At 59.2% G+C, this 20520-nt stretch carries 16 protein-coding genes and 1 pseudogene; 10 read left to right on the top strand and 7 right to left on the bottom strand.

What is annotated here, in order from left to right; genetic code table 11:
* Nucleotides 1–163 precede the first annotated feature (163 nt).
* The 4 genes and pseudogenes from AB4N33_RS00575 (at nucleotide 164) to AB4N33_RS00560 (ending at nucleotide 7739) form a co-directional block, all read left to right on the top strand.
* Nucleotides 164–568 carry a response regulator gene (locus AB4N33_RS00575; protein ID WP_460122096.1) on the top strand — a complete coding sequence of 135 codons (405 nt, stop codon included), beginning with the start codon at nucleotides 164–166 and terminating at the stop codon, nucleotides 566–568.
* Nucleotides 569–806: 238 nt separating this feature from the next.
* Entirely contained in the window at nucleotides 807–1433 is a 627-nt protein-coding gene (locus tag AB4N33_RS00570; protein WP_460122094.1) for a response regulator, read from the top strand.
* Between the two features lie 8 nt (nucleotides 1434–1441).
* A pseudogene (locus tag AB4N33_RS00565) lies at nucleotides 1442–4746 on the top strand (transporter substrate-binding domain-containing protein).
* A 50-nt stretch (nucleotides 4747–4796) separates the two neighbouring features.
* Nucleotides 4797–7739, top strand: a complete 2943-nt coding sequence (locus AB4N33_RS00560; protein WP_476456147.1) for an HD domain-containing phosphohydrolase — start codon at nucleotides 4797–4799, stop codon at nucleotides 7737–7739.
* Here AB4N33_RS00560 and AB4N33_RS00555 read toward each other — a convergent pair whose 3' ends face one another.
* Nucleotides 7740–8222, bottom strand: a complete 483-nt coding sequence (locus AB4N33_RS00555; RefSeq protein ID WP_476456146.1) for a GAF domain-containing protein — start codon at nucleotides 8220–8222, stop codon at nucleotides 7740–7742. It lies immediately after the preceding gene.
* Nucleotides 8219–9109 carry an ATP-binding protein gene (locus AB4N33_RS00550; protein ID WP_476456145.1) on the bottom strand — a complete coding sequence of 297 codons (891 nt, stop codon included), beginning with the start codon at nucleotides 9107–9109 and terminating at the stop codon, nucleotides 8219–8221. Before AB4N33_RS00550 ends, AB4N33_RS00555 begins: the two co-directional genes overlap by 4 nt.
* 167 nt (nucleotides 9110–9276) lie before the next feature.
* Between AB4N33_RS00550 and AB4N33_RS00545 the strand changes: the two genes are divergently transcribed.
* The gene (locus AB4N33_RS00545) at nucleotides 9277–11598 is read left to right on the top strand and encodes a hybrid sensor histidine kinase/response regulator (protein ID WP_476456144.1); all 2322 of its coding nucleotides are present in this window, start codon (nucleotides 9277–9279) and stop codon (nucleotides 11596–11598) included.
* Here the strand turns inward: AB4N33_RS00545 and AB4N33_RS00540 are convergent.
* The 3 genes from AB4N33_RS00540 to msrB all read right to left on the bottom strand — a co-directional run bounded on the left by AB4N33_RS00540 (nucleotide 11582) and on the right by msrB (nucleotide 13019).
* Complete coding sequence (locus tag AB4N33_RS00540; protein WP_476456143.1) at nucleotides 11582–12043, bottom strand: MarR family winged helix-turn-helix transcriptional regulator; 462 nt, start codon at nucleotides 12041–12043, stop codon at nucleotides 11582–11584. The two genes, AB4N33_RS00545 and AB4N33_RS00540, sit on opposite strands and share 17 nt — an antisense overlap.
* Nucleotides 12040–12525, bottom strand: coding sequence for a glutathione peroxidase (locus AB4N33_RS00535; RefSeq protein WP_175376994.1), 486 nt, complete (start codon nucleotides 12523–12525; stop codon nucleotides 12040–12042). The genes AB4N33_RS00540 and AB4N33_RS00535 overlap by 4 nt, the downstream gene beginning before the upstream one ends.
* A 98-nt stretch (nucleotides 12526–12623) precedes the next feature.
* Entirely contained in the window at nucleotides 12624–13019 is a 396-nt protein-coding gene (gene msrB, locus AB4N33_RS00530) for a peptide-methionine (R)-S-oxide reductase MsrB (protein WP_460122083.1), read from the bottom strand.
* Between the two features lie 214 nt (nucleotides 13020–13233).
* Here msrB and AB4N33_RS00525 point away from each other — a divergent pair, with 214 nt between their 5' ends.
* Both AB4N33_RS00525 and htpX read left to right on the top strand, forming a co-directional pair.
* Nucleotides 13234–14445: a pyridoxal phosphate-dependent aminotransferase gene (locus tag AB4N33_RS00525; RefSeq protein ID WP_007983502.1), complete on the top strand. Its 1212-nt coding sequence runs from the start codon at nucleotides 13234–13236 to the stop codon at nucleotides 14443–14445.
* 319 nt (nucleotides 14446–14764) lie between these two features.
* Nucleotides 14765–15652, top strand: coding sequence for a protease HtpX (gene htpX, locus AB4N33_RS00520; protein ID WP_460122079.1), 888 nt, complete (start codon nucleotides 14765–14767; stop codon nucleotides 15650–15652).
* 195 nt (nucleotides 15653–15847) lie between these two features.
* Here htpX and AB4N33_RS00515 read toward each other — a convergent pair whose 3' ends face one another.
* Nucleotides 15848–16501, bottom strand: a complete 654-nt coding sequence (locus AB4N33_RS00515; protein WP_460122077.1) for a thiopurine S-methyltransferase — start codon at nucleotides 16499–16501, stop codon at nucleotides 15848–15850.
* Nucleotides 16502–16604: 103 nt separating this feature from the next.
* Between AB4N33_RS00515 and AB4N33_RS00510 the strand changes: the two genes are divergently transcribed.
* A complete protein-coding gene (locus tag AB4N33_RS00510; protein ID WP_476456142.1) occupies nucleotides 16605–17372 on the top strand; it encodes a DODA-type extradiol aromatic ring-opening family dioxygenase in 768 nt (255 codons plus the stop codon).
* Nucleotides 17373–17401: 29 nt separating this feature from the next.
* Here AB4N33_RS00510 and AB4N33_RS00505 read toward each other — a convergent pair whose 3' ends face one another.
* Nucleotides 17402–18115 carry a UTRA domain-containing protein gene (locus tag AB4N33_RS00505; RefSeq protein ID WP_460122074.1) on the bottom strand — a complete coding sequence of 238 codons (714 nt, stop codon included), beginning with the start codon at nucleotides 18113–18115 and terminating at the stop codon, nucleotides 17402–17404.
* Between the two features lie 339 nt (nucleotides 18116–18454).
* Between AB4N33_RS00505 and AB4N33_RS00500 the strand changes: the two genes are divergently transcribed.
* Nucleotides 18455–19519, top strand: coding sequence for an ABC transporter substrate-binding protein (locus AB4N33_RS00500; RefSeq protein WP_460122072.1), 1065 nt, complete (start codon nucleotides 18455–18457; stop codon nucleotides 19517–19519).
* Between the two features lie 190 nt (nucleotides 19520–19709).
* Nucleotides 19710–20516 (top strand): alkaline phosphatase family protein, encoded by an 807-nt coding sequence (locus AB4N33_RS00495; protein ID WP_476456141.1) that lies wholly within the window; start codon nucleotides 19710–19712, stop codon nucleotides 20514–20516.
* The last annotated feature ends 4 nt before the right edge of the window (nucleotides 20517–20520 follow it).

The raw sequence follows: 20520 nt of genomic DNA, 5'->3' as shown, positions 1-20520 counted from the left end.
ACCAAATGGGTTGATCGGTCCGAGGGCAGATCAACCTGTTACACCCAGGGCATTCAGCCAACCGCGATCTGCGAATCGCCCTACACCTCATGCCGAGCAAACTGATCGAATGATTTTCATTCTTGGGAAACAATAAGACGCCCCGCTGTGTGAGAGACCAAGCGTGAGCAATCCAGGGTTAAAAGACGATTTGCGTATCCTGTTGGTGGAAGACCATCCCTTTCAACTAATGGCAACTCAGTATTTACTTGAAAGTTACGGCTTCACTCAACTGACAACTTGCGACAGTGCCCAGAAGGCCTTGCAAAAAATGCTGGCAGCCGTACACCCATTTGACATTCTTTTGTGCGACCAATGTCTGCCTGATCTTTCCGGGCTTGATCTGGTCGAACTCGCCAGTCATCAGGGAATGATAAGGCAGGCAATAATATTAAGCAGTTTGACCTGCACGGAACTCGATGGGCTGAAAAAAACCGCGAATGCACACGGCCTACCTTTGTTGGGATATTTGATAAAACCGTTGAAACAATCTGAATTCAGAAACTTGTTGAATTCGGGCAACGCCTAAAACAATCGCTGATAATTTCATTCGAATACATATAAACACTTACAAACTTCCAGAGGAAGTGCCGAGTGAGCGCGATCCATCGTCCGTCTTCATTTAAAACCTAGTTGTTCCGTAGTCCCATTCTTTTTCGATCGTAGGAAGATTCCTATATTGCCGCTTACGGTCTGTCGGTTCATGCGTCCCGTCAACTATCTGAGCTAAGGTGCGCGCTTTATCCGAGCACGCATGGGACTTGATTATGAACTCCGTTTTTATTGTCGACGATCACCCTGTCATCCGCCTTGCCGTCCGAATGTTGCTGGAACACGAAGGTTATAAAGTCGTAGGCGAATCTGATAACGGAGTCGATGCGATGCAGATGGTTCGTGAATGCATGCCGGACCTGGTCATTCTCGATATCAGTATTCCAAAACTCGATGGCCTTGAAGTCCTTGCGCGTTTCAACGCAATGAGTACTCCCTTGAAAACCCTGGTACTCACCGCGCAGTGCCCGACCCTGTTCGGCATTCGCTGCATGCAATCCGGTGCATCGGGATATGTCTGCAAGCAGGAAGACCTGAGCGAACTGGTGAGCGCGATCAAAGCAGTCTTGTCAGGTTACAACTATTTCCCCAGTCAGGCCTTGAACCCTGTTCGCGGAGATGACGCCCGATACGCCGAACTTGAACTGTTCAAGTCGGTTAACGACAGGGAACTGATGGTATTGCAACTATTTGCGCAAGGTCGCACCAACAAGGAAATTGCCAAAGGCATGTTCCTGAGCAATAAAACGGTCAGTACCTATAAAAAACGCCTCATGCAGAAGCTCAAGGCAAAATCCCTGGTTGAACTCATCGAGATGGCAAAACGTAACGCGTTAGTGTGAGCCTCAGGATGCCCCGTCGTTTAACAAACTGTCTGAAACTGCTGGTTGCGGGTTTATGCCTGAGCACTGCCGCGCACGCAACGCACGGTATCAGCGAAGATTTCACGCTGCTCAGCCGTTCCACGGTCAAGCCCCTGGAGGTCCAGCTCGATCCCACACAACGTCAATGGATCGCAAGCAGGCACGAACTGGTCCTTGGTACGTCAGCCCCGGACTACCCCCTTTCGACCTGACCATCAGTGGCAAGGATTACGAAGGTTTCACCGCCGATTATGCGGGCATCCTTGGCAAGACTCTGGGCTTGCCGGTCAGGGTCCAGCGGTTCGCGTCCCGTGGTGCAGCCATCAAGGCACTCAAGAAAGGCGAGGTGGATCTGCTGGGGACGGCCAACGGATTCGAAGCCCACAATGCCGACATCGTGCTTTCCGCACCCTATGCCGTGGACCAACCGGTACTGGTCACCCGCGAAGGCGAAACGCGCTCCCTGACCGATGGTCTGGCCGGCTTACGCCTGAGCATGGTGTATCACTATCTGCCTCTGGAGGAAGTCAGGAGCCTCTATCCCAAGGCGATAATCACGTCCTATCCGTCCTACCAGAACGCGATCAATGCCGTGGCGTTCGACCAGGCCGACGTCTTTCTGGGTGACACCATCTCGACCCATTACATGATCAACAAGGGCTACCTGAACAACATTCGCATGGCCAACTTCGGCAAGCATGAAGCACACGGATTCAGCTTTGCCGTACACAGGAACAACCTGGAACTGCTCGGCATCATCAACACGATGCTCACGGCCATCCCCGCCAACGAACGACAGAACATCGCCGAACGCTGGAGTGCCGGCAGCGACATTCTGCTCACCGACCAGAAACTTCAACTTACCGACGCCGAAGAACAGTGGCTGACGCAGCATCCGGTCGTGCGCGTGGTGGTCAACGAAGCCTTCGCACCCCTGACATTTTTCGACAGGGATGGCAATTTTCGCGGGGTGACCGCCGACCTCCTCGAATTGATCCGGCTGCGCACAGGCCTGCGCTTCGACATTCTGCGCAGCCGCAACGATGACGAGATGATCGAACAAGTCAGGCACCACAAAGCCGAAATGATCGCCGCCCTGCTTCCCAGCACGGAACGTGAAACGCAGTTGAATTTCACCCGCCCCTACCTGCAAAACTCCTTCGTCCTGTTGACCCGCAAGGCCGACGACAGCCCGGCCAACCTTCAACAGCTGGAGGGCAAACGCCTGACCATCGCCCAAGGCCATCCGCTGCTGGATTTCCTGCGCAGCGAGTACCCGCAGATCAAGCTGATCGAAACGCCGGACACATTCAGCGCGGTGGAGTTGCTTGCCGACGGCAAGGCCGAAGGTGCCGTCAACTCCCTGGTCATCGCCAACTACTTCATTTCATCCAGGCTTTTCGAACGTACCCTGCAGATCCGCAGCACCATCGGCACCCGACAAGCCGCCTTCTCCCTGGCCACCGGCCGAGATGCAAAAGAGCTCAATGCCATTCTCAACAAGGCGCTGCTGAGCATCGCCCCGGAAGAACTGGGCATCATCAACAGCCGTTGGCGCGGTTACTCGGCATCGTCACAAAATACCTGGCGCAACTACCAGCGGCTGTTTTATCAGATCGTCATCGGCGCCGGCGTGTTGCTGCTGATCTCCGCTGCCTGGAACGCCTACATGCGGCGCCAGATCAAACAGCGCCAAGCCGCCGAGCGTGCCCTGAACCATCAACTGACCGAACGACGCCAACTGGTCGAGCAACTGCGCCAGGCAAAAGAGCGCGCCGATGAAGCCAACCGCGCCAAAAGCACCTTTCTGGCGACCATGAGCCACGAGATCCGTACGCCGATGAATGCCGTCATCGGTATGCTCGAACTGACGCTCAAGCGTATCGAGAGTGATCATGCCGATCGTCCGGCGATAGACGTGGCGTACAATTCGGCCAAGGATCTGCTGGAACTGATCGGGGACATTCTCGACATCGCCCGGATCGAGTCCGGGCGTCTGAGCCTGAGCCCGGAGCGCGTCAATCCGGGTGAAATCGTCGGGTCGGTCGTCCGCATCTTCGAGGGGCTCGCCCGACAGAAAAACCTGGAACTGCAGGTGGAATTCAACCCGGCCAATCCGGCGAACGATGTCCTGCTCGACCCGATGCGCTTCAAGCAGATCCTGTCGAATCTGGTCAGCAACGCCATCAAGTTTACCGAGCAAGGTCAGGTTCGGATCAACCTGGAGTTACTCGGCACTGCACAACCCGAGCAGGTGCGAATGCTGTTGCAGGTCGAGGACAGTGGCATCGGCATCAGCGAACGGGATCAACGCAAACTGTTCGAGCCCTTTGCCCAGGCTGACGCCACCGGGCAGTCAGGCAGAGGTGGCGCGGGGCTGGGGCTGGTGATCAGCCGTAGCCTGTGCGAAATGATGGGTGGCACGCTGAAACTGGACAGTCAGCCCGGCGTAGGAACGCAGGTGCAGATTTCACTGCTGCTGCCCATGCTGCCGATCGAACGTGCATCACCGGTCGCCGAGCCAATCGTACACACGAGTACCGCGCCATTGGACATTTTGGTGGTCGACGACCATCCGGCGAACCGCTTGCTGATGTGCCAGCAACTGGAATTTCTCGGACACCGCTTCAGTGTTGCCGAAGAGGGTGAAGTGGGCCTCCAGGCGTGGAGAGCGCAGCGATTTGATCTGGTGATTGTCGATTGCAACATGCCGATCATGAATGGCTACGAACTCGCTCGCGCCATTCGCGAGGATGAACGGCAAACCGGGCGCCCGCGCTGCACTGTCCTGGGCTTCACCGCCAACGCGCAACCGGAAGAGCTGCAGCGGTGCATACAGGCCGGGATGGACGACTGCCTGTTCAAGCCGCTGACGCTGACAGCCTTGAGCCAATGGGTTGCCGGCATCGCGCCGCGCGACCCTGTTCCCGCGTTCAGCCTGAGCGGGCTGCACTTGATGACCGGCGGCAATCCAGCGATGGACCTGCGCCTGTTGACCGAGTTGTTGAACAGTAACGATGTGGATCGACGGGCCCTGCAGGCGTTATGCGGCTGCAATGAGCCGCAGGCGTTCCTTGATATTGCACACAAAATCAAAGGGGCGGCGCGCATCGTCCAGGCCCGACGCCTGATCGAATGCTGCGAGGCGCTCGAGCGAGTTTGTCAGCCGACGTTGCAAGCTCACGAACTCACCCAACGCTGCCAAGCGCTGGAGCACGCGATGATTGAATTGGGGCAGGAGCTGCAGCAGCAAATCGCACAGGTCGAAAAAAGCATTTTGACGCAGCCTTAACTATGCTTGGGCGCTGAGCAGTGTGTTCACACGCCATGGAGAAGTCTGCAATGCCCAACTCACTGCGTCCGCATCTACGGCGGTTCCCGCTGCATGTGCACATCAGCGTGATGTTCACCCTGCTGTTGATGTTGACCGGCACGGTGCTCGGCCTTTTCAACTACCAGCAGACCACGCAGATCATCCTGTCCAGCAGTGAAAAACTCTTCCAGCGCATTGAGCAGGACGTGCGCCTCGACTTGCAGGCCACCTATGAACCCATCCGCCACCTGCTCAGCCTGCTGGTGCACGACTCCGCGACCCAGGCCACCGACCTCGATCAACGCCTGAAGCTGCTCCTGCCGTTCAGCCAGTCGCTCAAGGACAACCCCAACCTTGCCTCACTGTACGTGGGCTACGACAGTGGCGACTTTTTCATGGTGCGGCCACTGCGAACAGCGGCCCTGAAGACCCTGCTCAAGGCGCCGGACGCTGCGGCCTATCAGGTCTGGAGCATCGAGCGCCTCGTTGGAGAGCAGGACCGCTCGCAATCATTGTTTTTCGATCGGGACCTGAACCTCCTCAGTCGCGAGGACAACCCGGACGAGAGCTACGATCCACGAACCCGGGCCTGGTTCTCCAGTGCTCGCCGCGCCAGCGACCAGATCACCACCGAGCCCTACCTGTTTTTTTCCACGCACAACGTCGGCACCACCCTGGCCCGTCGCAGCGGCGCCCATGCCGTCATGGGTGCCGACCTGACGCTGGCCGAACTGTCGGCGACCCTGGCCAAACATGTCGTGACCCCGCGCACCGAAATCGTCCTGCTCGATGCCCAGGGCAATGCCATCGCCTACCCGGACACCAGCAAGTTGATCGTGGATGACCAGACAGCCCGCCTGAACAAAGCCGCCGACCTGAGTACCGCTCTCGGCACGCTGCTCCATAGCCCGGCCACAGGCCAGCGACTGCGGGCTGACGGACGCCAGTGGATCGTTGCCCAGAGCCACATGACGGAAGGTGGCCCCAAAGGGTTGCAACTGGCGATGCTGGTGCCGGAAGACGAATTGCTCGCCGATGCCTACCGCCTGCGCTGGCAAGGTGCGCTGATCACCCTGGCCACATTACTGTTGTGCCTGCCATTGGGCTGGTTGATCTCCCGGATTCTGGTCAGGCCCTTGCACACCCTGGTTCATGAAGCCGATGCCATTCGCAGTTTCAACTTCAAGCAACCCATCTCGCGTCGCTCCCTGGTGCTCGAAATCGACCAGTTGAGCGTCTCGATGAGTCGCATGAAGGACACGCTCGCGGGGTTCTTCCAGATCACCGACAGCCTGAGTGCCGAGACCCGGTTCGCACCCCTGCTGGAGCGTGTCCTGTTTGAAACCGTAAAAATCGCCCAGGCCCAGGCTGGGCTGATCTACCTGCGGGAAAACGACGATGATCGCGTGGAGCTTCACGGGCTGGTGATCAACGACAGTTCCCGGGCATTGCCAGCGTTCGGCATTCGTGGCCACAACCTGCGGGACCCGCAATGCCCGTCATGGCTGCAGCAGTTGTCGAGCGCCAACAATGTGGTCACCAACATGGGTTTCGAACAGGCGGGCGACCTGCAGGGTGTGTTGCGAGAAATGGGCGCTCCCCGGGCGCACCTGATCGGCATCCGCCTGCACAATCGCCATAACGAAACCGTGGGGCTGCTGGTCCTGCTGCTGGCCGACAGCGGCGATCAAAGTGACCTGGAAAAGCTCAAACCCGATCGCATCGCCTTCCTCCAGGCAGTCTCCGGAGCGGCTGCCGTGAGTATCGAAAGTCAGCGCCTGCAAGCCAAACAGAAGCAATTGCTGGACGCCTTCATTCAATTGCTCGCCGGAGCCATCGACGCCAAGAGTCCCTACACCGGCGGGCACTGCCAGCGGGTGCCGGCGCTGGCGTTGATGCTTGCGCAGGCTGCTGCAGCCAGCCAGGAAGAGGCCTTCAGCGACTACCAACCCACGGAAGACGAGTGGGAGGCGCTGCATATCGCGGCGTGGCTACATGACTGCGGCAAAGTGACCACCCCCGAATACGTTGTCGACAAAGCCACCAAGCTGGAAACCCTGAACGATCGCATCCACGAAATCCGCACCCGTTTCGAAGTCCTCAAGCGCGATGCGTGGGTCAGTTACTGGCAGGCCGTCGCCCAAGGTGGCGACGAGCAGCACCTTGCCGAACTGCGCGATGCGGCTCTCGCTGAGCTGGACAATGATTTTGCCTTCATCGCCCGTTGCAATCTCGGCGGTGAAGCGATGGCCGACGACGATCTGCAACGCTTGCGCAGCCTGGCCCAACGTACCTGGACCCGTACCCTGGACGATCGCCTGGGCGTGTCCTGGGAAGAGAACCGGCGACAGGCGCGAACCCCGGCGCCGACTCTGCCAGTACACGAACCGCTGCTGGCGGACAAACCCGAACATCTGTTCGAACGCAGCGAGGCCGAACTGATACCGCAGGACAATCCCTGGGGCTTCAAGCTCGACGTGCCGCCCTACAAGTACAACCGGGGCGAGCTTTACAACCTGAGCATTACCCGAGGCACGCTGACCCGAGAGGAACGTTACGTCATCAACCATCACATGGTGCAGACAATCCTGATGCTCAGTCACCTGCCCTTCCCCGGGCACTTGGGCAACGTGGCGGAAATCGCCGGGGGCCACCACGAAAAAATGGACGGCACCGGTTATCCCAAACGATTGAAACGCGGGGAAATGAGCCTGCCGGCTCGAATGATGGCAATCGCCGATATTTTCGAAGCCTTGACGGCGGCGGACCGCCCCTACAAGAAAGCCAAATCATTGAGCGAGGCGCTGGGCATCATGGCCTCCATGTGCCGCGACGCCCACATTGACCCGCAGTTGTTTGGCCTGTTCATCAATGCGGGCATCTATCAGCAATACGCTGATGAATTTCTCGATCCACAGCAGATCGATGCGGTGGACCCACCGGCCTTGCTGATCAAGGCCGGCCTTCTGTGATCAGCAGTCGGTCAGACGCAGGAAAATCGCGGCCAGTTGTTCGATCCCGACTTGATCCTCAGCGGTAAACCGCGCCAGCTTCGGGCTGTCGAGGTCCAGCACGCCAATCAGGCGACCGTCCTTGACCAACGGCACCACCAGTTCACTGTTCGACGCACTGTCGCAGGCGATATGCCCGGGGAAGGCGTGAACGTCTTCGACCAATTGAGTCTGCAACGTCGCCGCCGCGGTCCCGCACACCCCGCGCCCGAACGGAATTCGCACGCAAGCGATCTGCCCCTGAAACGGGCCAAGCACCAGTTCTTCGTTGCGATTGATGTAGAACCCGGCCCAGTTCAGATCATCGAGCTGGTTAAATAAGAACGCCGAGAACTGCGCGGCGTTGGCAATGAAATCACGCTCATCCGCCAGCAGGGATTCCAGCTGCGCGTGGAGCATGCCGTAGCCCTCCAGACCCTGGCCGCTTTGTTTTAGATCAATCATGCCTTGTGCTCCAACAGCTTCAGCCCGACCCAATAGCGGGCAAATTGATAGGCGCAACGTCCATTGCGATTGCCTCGCCCGGTGGCCCAGCGCACGGCAAGGATGTCCAGCTCTTCATCACGCTGCCACTTCAGCCCGGCCTTGTCCGCCAGTTGACCGATCCAGTGCTCGACCACGTTGAGAAAGTGTTCCTGGGTGAATGGATAGAACGACAGCCACAGGCCGAAACGGTCGGATAGCGCGATCTTGTCTTCCACGGCTTCGCTCGGATGCAGTTCGCCGTCGATCCGTTTCCAGTTTTCGTTGTCGCTTTCCTTTTCCGGCACCAGGTGGCGGCGGTTCGAGGTGGCGTAAAGCAGCACGTTGTCCGGCGCCTGCTCGAGGGAACCGTCGAGCACGCTCTTGAGGACGCGGTAATCGCCTTCGCCCGACTCGAACGACAGGTCATCGCAAAACAGCACGAAACGCTGGGGCAATTTGGCGATCTGTTCGACTACCCGCGGCAGATCCGCCAGGTGATCGCGCTCGATCTCGATCAGGCGCAGACCCGCCTTGGCGTGTTCGGCCAGCAGCGCGCGTACCAGCGAGGATTTGCCGGTACCCCGCGAACCCCATAGCAAAGCGTGGTTGGCCGGCATGCCATCGATGAATTGCTGGGTGTTGCGCCCCAGTTGCTCCAGCTGGCGCTCGACCCCGATCAAGTCGGACAGGCGCATGTCGAGGCTGACCTGCAGCGGCAGCAAAAAACCGCTGCGCCCTTCGCGCTGCCAGCGCGCAGCCAGACATTGGGTCCAGTCGATGGCTTGACGGGGAGCAGGCAACAGGGGTTCGATACGGGCCAGGACGGCATCGGCGCGTTCAAGAAAAGCATTCAATCGGGAATCCACGTCTTCTCCTCGGGCACGTTCACAGTGATGATGGCGCTGCAGCGACGAAACACGGCACTCGATGCCAGGCAGATCCCTTGTCGACAGGGACTCGCGCGAACATCGGCAGCCATGCATGATCGACTATGCTTGAGCAGCGAAGGGATACGGAAGTGGTTCGACACCCCATGGATATCAAGTTCACCAACCGGCTGTCCTACAAACAAGCCCGGCTTACCGTGCTGGTGGGTTTTATTCTGGGCACGCTGCTCAGCCTGCTGCAAATAGGCATCGATTATGCCAGCGAAGACGCCTCCATCAACCGGGAAATACAGTCTTTACTGGAAATCAGCCACAACCCCGCCTCACGAATTGCCTACAACATCGACGCCGAACTGGCCCAGGAACTGACAATGGGCCTGCTGCGTTCGCCAGCGATCATCGGCGCACAACTGACTGACAACAACGGTTCGGTGCTGGCCAGCGTCAAGCGCCCCGGCGTCCAGAGTGGCTACCGGGTGATCAGCGACTTCCTGTTTGGCGCCAATCGCACCTTTGAAGATCGTCTTTACCTGGACCATTTGCCGAGCGAATCTCTCGGCACCCTGCGACTGGATGTCGACACCTATGCCTTCGGCAGCCGCTTCCTGAAGCGCGCCGAGGTGACCCTGCTCAATGGATTCGCCCGCAGCCTGCTGCTGACCGGCATCCTGCTGGCGTTGTTCTATGTCATGTTGACCAAACCCCTGGTGCGCGTCATTCGCGAACTCAGCAGCCGTGACTCGCGCAGTGTCACCCCCACCTGGCTTGAGTGCCCCGGCGGTCATGAGAACGATGAGATCGGTGTGCTGGTCAAGGTTGCGAACCAGCAGTTCGAAAACATCGCCACCGAAATCCAGCAACGACGCAATGCCGAAAACCGTCTGACCGATTATCTGGGGCAACTGGAAAACATCGTGTCTGCACGTACGGCGGAACTCAAGGCGAGCAACGCCCGGCTCAGCCAGTCCAACGGGGAGCTGGAAGTCGCTCGCAGCACCGCCCTGGACATGGCCGAAGCGCGCTCGACATTCCTTGCCAACATGAGTCACGAGATCCGCACGCCCCTCAATGGTTTGCTGGGAATGATCGCCCTGTCCCTGGACGGACCGCTCAATGCCGAACAGCAGCAACAGCTGTCCATTGCCCACGACTCGGGCAAAGTCCTGGTGGAGTTGCTCAACGACATCCTCGACCTGTCGAAATTCGATGCCGGCCAGCTCGAACTCGAACACATTCCTTTCGACCTCGGTGCACTGATCGAGGACACCGCCAACCTGCTGTCGCAGAACGCTGCACCCAGTGTAGAACTGACCTGCCTGATCGAGCCCGCCTTTCCAGCGCTGGTCCTCGGCGACCCGACGCGGGTGCGCCAGATCGTCAGCAACCTGCTGTCCAACGCGCTCAAATTCACCCGTTTTGGCCGTGTCGACGTGCGTCTGTCAACCTATGAAGAAGGCGTGAGGATCGAAGTCTGCGATACCGGGATCGGCATCGCCCAGGATGCCCAGGTGAAGATATTCCAACCCTTCACCCAGGCTGGTGCCGGTATCACCCGTCAATTCGGCGGCACCGGGTTGGGGCTGGCGCTGACCTACAACCTCTGCGAAGCGATGCAGGGGCGGCTCACCATCAGCTCTGAAGCAGGTTTCGGCAGCCAGTTCTGCGCCGATCTCCCGCTGCCCTGTCACACGCGCGCCCTGCCGCCTGCAGCCTTGCGCGGCAAAATCATTGCGATCACGGCGGCCAACAGCGGCCTGGCTGAACTGCTGCAAAGCCTGCTGCCGGGCTGGGGGCTCGATTATCAGCAACGCTCGCTCGACGACCCGATGACCGGGCTCAACCCCGACATGGTGATCACCGATTGCCCGCAGTGCCTGTTCAATCTGCGCCCCCATTGCGCTGCACCGATTCTCCTGGTGACCGCCTACGGCAGTTTCCTGCCCAGCGAAGAAGCCAGCGCGCTGGCGCCTCTTCAACAGCAGGCGCGTCCGCTGGCACGCAACGCGCTGTATCAGACGTTGCGGCGGGTCCTGCAGCCCGAGATCAACACCCTGAACGATATTCGCCTCGAAACCCTTTCACCCCAACGACGTGGACGGGTGTTGCTGGTCGAAGACAATCCGGTCAACCAACTGGTGGCCAAGGGCATGCTGGGTAAACTCGGCTGCGAGGTGATCGTCGCCGCGCATGGCGGCGAAGCGCTCGATCAACTGGAGCATGGCGATTTCGACCTGGTCTTGATGGATTGCAACATGCCGGTGATGGATGGTTACGAAGCCAGCCGGCAAATCCGTCGCAGCGGGCGCTGGCCGCAATTGCCCATTGTCGCGCTGACGGCCAACGCCATGTCCGAAGAGCGTGAACGTTGCCGCGCGGCGGGCATGAACGATTACCTGGCCAAACCCTTCCGCCGCGAGGAACTGGCCACGCTGCTGGACTTGTGGATGCCGGCTACGAAAGTGCCTTGATCTGCCCCAACAAGTGATCCAGGCCCGCTCGCAAATCGTTGAGCCGATCCAGATCGACACCGCTGTCGCACAACAATCGGGCCTTGAGCGGGCCAACCTGTTCGCGCAATGCCTGGCCGGCAGGCGACAGGCTCAAATGAACCTCGCGCTCATCCCGTGCCGAACGCCGACGTTGCACCAACTGCAACTGTTCAAGGCGCTTGAGCAACGGCGTCAACGTCCCGGAGTCAAGCGCCAGGCGCTCACCCAGAGCCTTGACGGTCGGTTGCTCCGGCACGGCGTCCTGCCATTCCCACAGCACCAGCATCGCCAGGTACTGCGGGTAGGTCAGGCCCAGTTGGTCGAGCATCGGCTTGTAGGCGCGGATCACCGCCCGGGAGGCGGCGTACAACTTGAAGCAAAGCTGGTTATCGAGTTTCAGGGCATCGACAGGCAAGCTGTTCATTTGAGCAGGGCTTCGATCTCGCGACTCAGATCCTGCGGCTTGGTGGCCGGAGCGAAGCGCTTGACCAACTGGCCGTCCTTGCCGATCAGGAACTTGGTGAAATTCCACTTGATGCCTTGGGAGCCCAGCACACCGGGTGCGCGTTTTTTCAACTGGACGAACAGCGGGTGGGCACCGGTGCCGTTGACCTCGATCTTTTTGAAGAGGGGGAAGCTGACCCCGTAATTCAGCTCGCAGAACTCGGAAATCGCCCCTTCGTTACCCGGCTCCTGTTTGCCGAACTGGTTGCAGGGAAAACCCAGTACCACCAAACCCTGGTCCTTGTAGGTTTGCCACAGTTCCTCAAGGCCTTTGTACTGCGGGGTGAAGCCGCATTTGCTGGCGGTGTTGACCACCAGCACGGCTTTGCCGGCGAAGTCCGCCAGGGTTTTTTGTTCACCCTTGATGGTGGTGCAAGGGATGCTCAGCAGATTGTCGCTCATGGGAGGGGTCCTCTTGTTGGAGGCTGAAACATAGCGAGCAATTGAATTGTGTGCAATTTAAATATTCAAGGAGCGATCACTGGATCGTTCCCTGCTCGTTATTCGCGCGGCACCAGGTCCAGGCATACAGAGTTGATGCAGTAACGCAGGCCTGTCGGCGGCGGACCGTCCGGGAACACGTGCCCCAGATGCGCATCGCATTTGGCGCAGACCACTTCGGTGCGAATCATGCCGTGGCTGACGTCGCGGATCTCGACCATGGCGCTGTCGGCGATCGGCTCATAGAAGCTCGGCCAGCCGCAACCAGAGTCAAATTTGGTCTTTGAGTCGAACAACGCCTCATTGCAGCAGATGCAGTGATAAACGCCATCGACCTTGCTGTCGTTGTATTTTCCGGAGAACGGCCGTTCGGTGCCCTTGAGGCGGCAAACGTTGTACTGCTCCGGATCGAGCATCGCCCGCCATTCTTCCAGCGTTTTTTCCAACTTTTCCATCATCACACCTCGGCAACTGAAAAAGCCCGATCTGTACCTTTTCCACGGATCGGGCGGCACGTATGATTGCGCCTCGTCAAACGCCAGTCTGGCACCCAGGCCAGGCGTATTCAACGTATCCGCACTTCAAAGCGTCAGGCCTGTGGTTACACAGGATTCCCAGTACGGTAGGTCAAATGCCGCCTGGATCGTTCATTTTCGGGAACACATCGCCATGCAGGTCAGCAAATCGAACAAGCTCGCCAACGTCTGCTACGACATTCGCGGCCCAGTGCTCAAGCACGCCAAACGCCTGGAAGAGGAAGGCCATCGCATCCTCAAGCTGAACATCGGCAACCCGGCCCCCTTTGGTTTCGAAGCGCCGGACGAAATCCTCCAGGACGTCATCCGCAACCTGCCCACCGCCCAGGGCTACAGCGACTCCAAGGGTCTGTTCAGCGCCCGTAAAGCGGTCATGCAGTACTACCAGCAAAAGCAGGTGGAAGGTGTCGGCATCGAGGACATCTACCTGGGCAACGGCGTTTCCGAGCTGATCGTGATGTCGATGCAGGCGCTGCTCAACAATGGCGACGAAGTGCTCGTGCCGGCCCCGGACTATCCGCTGTGGACCGCCGCGGTCAGCCTGTCGGGCGGCAACCCGGTGCACTACCTGTGTGACGAGCAGGCCAACTGGTGGCCGGACCTGGCCGACATCAAGGCCAAGATCACCCCGAACACCAAGGCGCTGGTGATCATCAACCCGAACAACCCGACCGGCGCCGTGTACTCCAAAGAAGTGCTGCTGGGCATGCTGGAACTGGCTCGCCAACATAACCTGGTGGTGTTTTCCGACGAAATCTACGACAAGATCCTGTACGACGATGCCGTGCACATCTGCACCGCGTCGCTGGCGCCAGACCTGCTCTGCCTGACCTTCAACGGTTTGTCGAAGTCCTACCGCGTAGCCGGCTTCCGTTCCGGCTGGATCGCCATATCCGGTCCGAAGCACCACGCACAGAGCTACATCGAAGGCATCGACATGCTGGCCAACATGCGCCTGTGCGCCAACGTGCCGAGCCAGCACGCGATCCAGACGGCCCTGGGCGGTTATCAGAGTATCAATGACCTGGTGCTGCCGCCGGGTCGCCTGCTGGAACAACGCAACCGTACCTGGGAGCTGCTCAATGACATTCCCGGCGTCAGTTGCGTGAAACCGATGGGAGCGCTGTACGCCTTCCCGCGCATCGACCCGAAAGTCTGCCCGATCCACAACGACGAGAAATTCGTCCTTGACCTGCTGCTCTCGGAAAAGCTGCTGGTGGTGCAAGGCACGGCCTTCAACTGGCCATGGCCGGACCACTTCCGCGTCGTGACCCTGCCCCGTGTAGATGACCTGGACATGGCCATCGGCCGCATCGGCAACTTCCTGAAATCCTATCGCCAGTAAAGGGGCTGCTTCGTGCGGCTTTCTCCGGAAAGTCGCACGAGGAATAATTCAGCAACACCTCTTCTGCGCCAAGTCCTCGGTGACGAGTTTTCTCGTTGCACCATCGCGCCGAGCGCGCTCACGTCTAACATTGACAGGGATATGCGAGGGCATTTGCCTGACAAACCTGTCTGCCGCTGCCATCGGAAATGCCCTGCAAGCAACTAGACTTTGGCTGTAGGACACAGTTTGAAATAGTCACCCGGTTGAATAGCCCCGTGCAGCACCTTATATACCCCGCAGTACGCTACATCTTTAGCATAAGGAGATTTCTACAACCATGATGCGCATCCTGCTGTTTTTGGCCACTAACCTGGCGGTCGTGCTGATTGCCAGCATCACCCTGAGCCTCTTCGGCTTCAACGGGTTCATGGCGGCCAACGGGGTTGATCTCAACCTCAATCAGCTGCTGATTTTCTGTGCGGTCTTTGGTTTCGCCGGTTCGCTTTTCTCGCTGTTCATCTCCAAGTGGATGGCGAAGATGAGCACCAGCACCCAGATCATCACCCAGCCGCGCACCCGCCATGAGCAATGGCTGCTGCAAACGGTCGAGCAACTGTCCCGCGAAGCCGGGATCAAGATGCCCGAAGTGGGGATTTTCCCGGCCTACGAGGCGAATGCCTTCGCCACCGGCTGGAACAAGAACGATGCACTGGTCGCTGTCAGCCAGGGTTTGCTCGAGCGGTTCTCACCGGATGAAGTGAAAGCCGTCCTGGCCCACGAAATCGGCCACGTTGCCAACGGCGACATGGTTACCCTGGCCCTGATCCAGGGCGTGGTGAACACCTTCGTGATGTTCTTTGCGCGGATCATCGGCAACTTCGTCGACAAAGTGATCTTCAAGAACGAAGAAGGCCAAGGCATCGCCTACTACGTAGCGACCATCTTCGCCGAACTGGTCCTGGGTATCCTGGCCAGCGCCATCGTGATGTGGTTCTCGCGCAAGCGCGAATTCCGCGCCGACGAAGCTGGCGCCCGTCTGGCCGGCACCGGTGCGATGATCGGCGCCCTGCAACGGCTGCGTGCCGAACAAGGCCTGCCGGTGCACATGCCGGACACCCTGAATGCATTCGGTATCAACGGTGGCATCAAACAGGGCCTGGCCCGCATGTTCATGAGCCATCCGCCGTTGGAAGAGCGTATCAACGCGCTGCATCGTCGCGGTTGATCGAGAGCCGGTAAAACGAAAGGCCCGCAGAGATGCGGGCCTTTTTTTGTCCAGAGGAACGCCGGGGTCCCTGTAGGAGCGAGCATGTCGAGGCGTCGAACCGTCGCGATGGAGGTCAACGATAACGCTGGCTTCCTGACACCCAGCGGCGCCCTGACGACCATCGCGAGCAAGCTCGCTCCTACAGGGATTGGGTCAGCTTTGGAGGCGGTAAACCCGCTCTTCCAGCCGCGTCACACCACTTTCGGCAAACTTGCCGTTCTCCTCCAGCACATCCTGGTCTTCGAGAATCTTCAGCGACCACGCCGAACCGAACAGTTGCTGCACCTCGTCGTCGAGCACGGCAAACGGCGGTCCGTCTTTCTGCGCCTGGTCGTAATCCAGTGTGATCAACAATCCCAGCGCGTCCTTGGGCACAATTCGCTTGAGGTGGGCGGCATATCGTTCACGCATGGCCGGCGGCAGGGCGATCAGTGCCGCCCGGTCGTATAGCGCGGCACAATCGGCCACATCGCCGGCTGTCAGCTCGAAAATATCACCACACCACAGCTCGATAGACCCGGCGCGATAGACCTTGAAGGGCCCCTGCACACTGACGTCCGGGTCAAACTCATGTTCCTCGAAAAAGTCTTCGATGGCCTTTTCCGACAATTCGATGCCCAGGACTTCGTGCCCCTCTAGCGCCAGCCACAACAAATCCAGACTTTTCCCACACAGCGGCACCAACACCCGAGCGCCGTCTTCCAGCCGCAATTGCGGCCAGAAACGCTTAAGGTAGGGGTTCACTTGCGGCAGGTGGAAGCCGATCTGATTCGACTGCCAGCGCTTGTGCCAAAACTCGGGCTGCATACCTATCTCCGAATAATTCGATCAAAACACCCTAAAACTTATATTAGATTTAGATCAATGATCTGATTGAAGATGGAGCCATCTTACTCTTTGGAGCACCTGTATGTTCCCCAGCCTGTACATTTCCCACGGCTCCCCCATGCTGGCCCTCGAGCCCGGCGACAGTGGACCTGCGCTCGCCCGTATTGCCGCACAATTGCCCAGACCCAAGGCCATCGTGATTGTTTCCGCCCACTGGGAAAGCAATGAGCTGCTGGTCAGCGCCAACCCCCACCCGGAAACCTGGCATGACTTCGGCGGTTTTCCGCGTGCGTTGTTCGAGGTGCAGTACCCGGCGCCTGGCGAGCCAAAGCTGGCGGCCTTGGTGGCCGGATTGCTGAATGACAGCGGCTTGCCTGCGCGCCTCGACAATCATCGGCCCTTCGACCACGGCGTCTGGGTTCCGTTGTCGTTGATGTATCCACAAGCCGACATCCCGGTGGTGCAGGTTTCATTGCCCACCCACGAAGGGCCTGCCCTGCAGACTCGTGTGGGCCAGGCATTGCGCAGCCTGCGCGAACAGGGAGTGCTGCTGATCGGGTCTGGCAGCATCACTCACAACCTGCGCGAGCTGGATTGGCATGCCGGTCCGGAAAGCGTCGAGCCGTGGGCGAAGGTCTTCCGCGACTGGATGATCGAGAAGCTAGAGGCCAATGATGAAGCGGCGCTGCATGATTACCGGCGGCTGGCACCCAACGCCGTGCGTAATCATCCAAGCGATGAGCACCTGTTGCCGCTGTACTTCGCGCGAGGCGCTGGAGGTGCATTCAGTATCAGCCACCAGGGCTTCACCATGGGCGCGCTCGGCATGGACATCTACCGATTCGGTTGACGAAACCCGAGAGTCTGCGGCGGCCAGGCTCAAACCACATCGACACTGACGTGAATCGCATCGTGCCGCCAGAACTCCAGGTCACAGTCGATCAGTCGCTCGTGCTGATCGTAATTGACCCGGGCAATACGCAACCCGGGACTGCCGACCGACACCCTTAACGCCGCCGCCGCATCCACCGATAACGCGGTCGGGACGATTTCGAAGCGCACCCGACCATAATGCAGGTCGTAATGACGGGCGTACAATTCTGTAATCGACTGATTCAGATCGAAATCCAGTATCCCCGGAAAATACTGAGGGTTGAGGTAGTGCTCCACGTAGAGCACCAGCCGCCCGTCTATCCTGCGCGCCCGACAGATCTGGATCACGCTCGACAGCGCCGGCAATTGCAACCAGGCACACACCGCCGCCGACGCCGGTAGCAACCGTGCCGAAATCATCTCGGTGGACGGTACCCGGCCCTGGGCGCTGACCATCGCGTGAAAGTGGCTGCGCTGCATCAGGTTGTAGGCCAGGCGCGGCGGCGACACAAACCATCCCCGACGTTCCTCGCGGTAGATGTGCCCTTGTGCCTCCAACTGCAACAAAGCTTCACGCAGGGTGATCCGCGTCGTGCCGAACAACTCACTGAGCTTGCGCTCGGCCGGCAACTTGCTGCCGGGTGCCAATAGCCCGTGATCAAGTTGCTCCTGCAAAACCTGCCCGATGGCGGTGACCGCCTTCGTCGCTTCAATACGCATCAATGTTACCCATCTGGACTAGACCAGCACTGTTTCGGGGCGAGGCCGGGTTGGAAACGGCGTTATCAACTTCCTGGAAGCCTAGGCACTGCTGATGACTGGCAGATGACAAAACAACCGAACGGTACGCTCCTCCCCCCTGCAATTTGATGGCCAAGGCCCACAATTCCGGCGCCCTTGGCATGGTCTACGCTTATCTCGAACCCTGAGCACTGCGACGTGAAAAAAATCGGCAGACATCAAAATGTCATCCAGCCCACCTAGATTGGCTCAGGTATTGCTGACCTAGACCAACACAACCGCAATCGCAGCGTTGAAAACGCCCAAAGGAGCTTCGGAATGAAAAAGCTTTTCCTGGCATCACTGTTAGGCTCGACCATTGCCCTGTGTACCGCCGCCATGGCCGCTGATGATTTGAAAACCCTGGAAGCCGCTGCGAAAGCCGAAGGCGCCGTCAACAGCGTCGGCATGCCCGATGACTGGGCAAACTGGAAAGGCACCTGGGCGGATCTGGCCAGTCAATATGGCCTGAAGCACCTCGACACCGACATGAGTTCCGCGCAGGAAATCGCCAAGTTTGCCGCTGAAAAAGACAACGCCAGCGCTGACATCGGGGACGTCGGTGCTGCCTTTGGCCCGATTGCGGTCAAGCAGAATGTGACGCAACCCTATAAACCAAGCACCTGGGCACAGGTCCCCGACTGGGCCAAGGATAAGGATGGTCATTGGGCCCTTGCCTACACCGGGACTATCGCCTTCATCGTCAACAAGAAACTGCTGCACGGTTCCGACGTACCCACCAAGTGGGCTGATCTCAAGGACGGCAAATACAAGGTGTCCATCGGTGACGTGAGCACCGCCGCCCAAGCCGCCAACGGCGTATTGGCCGCCGCACTGGCCAACGGTGGCGACGAGAAGAACCTGCAACCGGCGCTGTTGCTGTTCGCCGACATCGCCAAGCAGGGTCGCCTGTCGATGGCCAACCCGACCATCGCCACCATGGAAAAGGGCGAGATCGAAGTGGGGGTGGTCTGGGACTTCAACGGCCTGAGCTACAAGGCCAAGATGGCGAACCCGGATGATTACGTGGTGCTGATCCCGTCCGACGGCTCGGTGATTTCCGGTTACACCACCATCATCAACAAATACGCCAAGAACCCTAACGCCGCCAAGCTGACCCGCGAATACATTTTCAGCGACGCCGGCCAGATCAACCTGGCCAAGGGCAATGCACGTCCGATCCGCGCTGAGCACCTCACCCTGCCAGCCGACGTACAGGCCAAGCTGCTGCCGAACGAGCAGTACAAGAAGGTCACCCCGATCAAGGACGCGGACGCGTGGGAAAAGACTTCGAAGGCCCTGCCGCAGAAGTGGAACGAAGAAGTCATTGTTGAGATGAAGTAAGGCGGTAAAACCCGCTTCCTGATTCCCACTGGGATCCCTGTGGGAGCGGGCTTGCCCGCGATGGCATTGTGTCAGTTACCGATGCATTGACTGTTTCGCCGCCATCGCGGGCAAGGCGAGTCGTCGGACCGCCGCTCCCACAATGGACCGTGCCACATTCGGAATTTCTGCCCGCGGAGTTTTCGCCCCTATGAAACACAACGTCATCCTGGTGGTGCTCGACGGTCTCAACTACGAGGTTGCACACCACGCCATGGGGCATCTGCAGGCTTACGTCGGCGCAGGACGGGCGGCGCTCTACAAGCTGGAGTGCGAACTGCCTGCCCTGTCACGCCCCCTGTACGAATGCATCCTGACCGGCGTCTCGCCCATCGACAGTGGCATCGTGCATAACCATGTCTCGCGCCTTTCCAACCAGCGCAGCATCTACCACTACGCCCGCGCGGCCGGGTTGACGACGGCGGCAGCGGCTTATCACTGGGTCAGCGAACTGTACAACCGCTCGCCGTTCATCGCCGCGCGCGACCGTCATACCGACGACCCGCAACTGCCGATCCAGCATGGGCATTTCTACTGGAACGATCACTACCCCGATTCGCACCTGTTCGCCGACGCGGAAAACCTGCGCCTGCGCCATGCGCCGAACTTCCTGTTGGTGCACCCGATGAACATCGACGATGCCGGGCACAAGCACGGCCTCGACACCGCGCAATACCGCAACAGTGCCCGCACGGCCGACATCATTCTCGCCGACTACCTGCAAGGCTGGCTGGACGCCGGCTACCAGGTGCTGGTGACGGCCGACCACGGCATGAACAGCGATCGCTCGCACAATGGCCTGTTGCCTGAAGAACGCGAGGTGCCGCTGTTCGTCTTCGGTGACGCCTTCAGCCTCGACGCCAGCGCCACACCGAAACAGACGCAAATTTGCGGCACGGTCTGCGAACTGCTGGGCGTGCCCCACGATAAACCCGTATGCCCGGAGCTGCTCAAGTGAATGC

It is taken from the genome of Pseudomonas sp. S1_E05 (assembly GCF_056337105.1).
Note: the sequence above shows the minus strand (reverse complement) of the source record. Positions and strands in the feature narration are given on the sequence as shown.

What these genes read in the sequence shown, in the direction of transcription:
- AB4N33_RS00515 (WP_460122077.1), bottom strand. Translation starts at nt 16,501, where the DNA reads ATGCAGCCCGAGTTTTGGCACAAGCGCTGGCAGTCGAATCAGATCGGC.
- AB4N33_RS00570 (WP_460122094.1), top strand. Translation starts at nt 807, where the DNA reads ATGAACTCCGTTTTTATTGTCGACGATCACCCTGTCATCCGCCTTGCC.
- msrB (WP_460122083.1), bottom strand. Translation starts at nt 13,019, where the DNA reads ATGGAAAAGTTGGAAAAAACGCTGGAAGAATGGCGGGCGATGCTCGAT.
- AB4N33_RS00510 (WP_476456142.1), top strand. Translation starts at nt 16,605, where the DNA reads ATGTTCCCCAGCCTGTACATTTCCCACGGCTCCCCCATGCTGGCCCTC.
- AB4N33_RS00555 (WP_476456146.1), bottom strand. Translation starts at nt 8,222, where the DNA reads ATGATTGATCTAAAACAAAGCGGCCAGGGTCTGGAGGGCTACGGCATG.
- AB4N33_RS00500 (WP_460122072.1), top strand. Translation starts at nt 18,455, where the DNA reads ATGAAAAAGCTTTTCCTGGCATCACTGTTAGGCTCGACCATTGCCCTG.
- AB4N33_RS00545 (WP_476456144.1), top strand. Translation starts at nt 9,277, where the DNA reads ATGGATATCAAGTTCACCAACCGGCTGTCCTACAAACAAGCCCGGCTT.
- AB4N33_RS00535 (WP_175376994.1), bottom strand. Translation starts at nt 12,525, where the DNA reads ATGAGCGACAATCTGCTGAGCATCCCTTGCACCACCATCAAGGGTGAA.
- AB4N33_RS00525 (WP_007983502.1), top strand. Translation starts at nt 13,234, where the DNA reads ATGCAGGTCAGCAAATCGAACAAGCTCGCCAACGTCTGCTACGACATT.
- AB4N33_RS00540 (WP_476456143.1), bottom strand. Translation starts at nt 12,043, where the DNA reads ATGAACAGCTTGCCTGTCGATGCCCTGAAACTCGATAACCAGCTTTGC.
- htpX (WP_460122079.1), top strand. Translation starts at nt 14,765, where the DNA reads ATGATGCGCATCCTGCTGTTTTTGGCCACTAACCTGGCGGTCGTGCTG.
- AB4N33_RS00505 (WP_460122074.1), bottom strand. Translation starts at nt 18,115, where the DNA reads ATGCGTATTGAAGCGACGAAGGCGGTCACCGCCATCGGGCAGGTTTTG.
- AB4N33_RS00560 (WP_476456147.1), top strand. Translation starts at nt 4,797, where the DNA reads ATGCCCAACTCACTGCGTCCGCATCTACGGCGGTTCCCGCTGCATGTG.
- AB4N33_RS00495 (WP_476456141.1), top strand. Translation starts at nt 19,710, where the DNA reads ATGAAACACAACGTCATCCTGGTGGTGCTCGACGGTCTCAACTACGAG.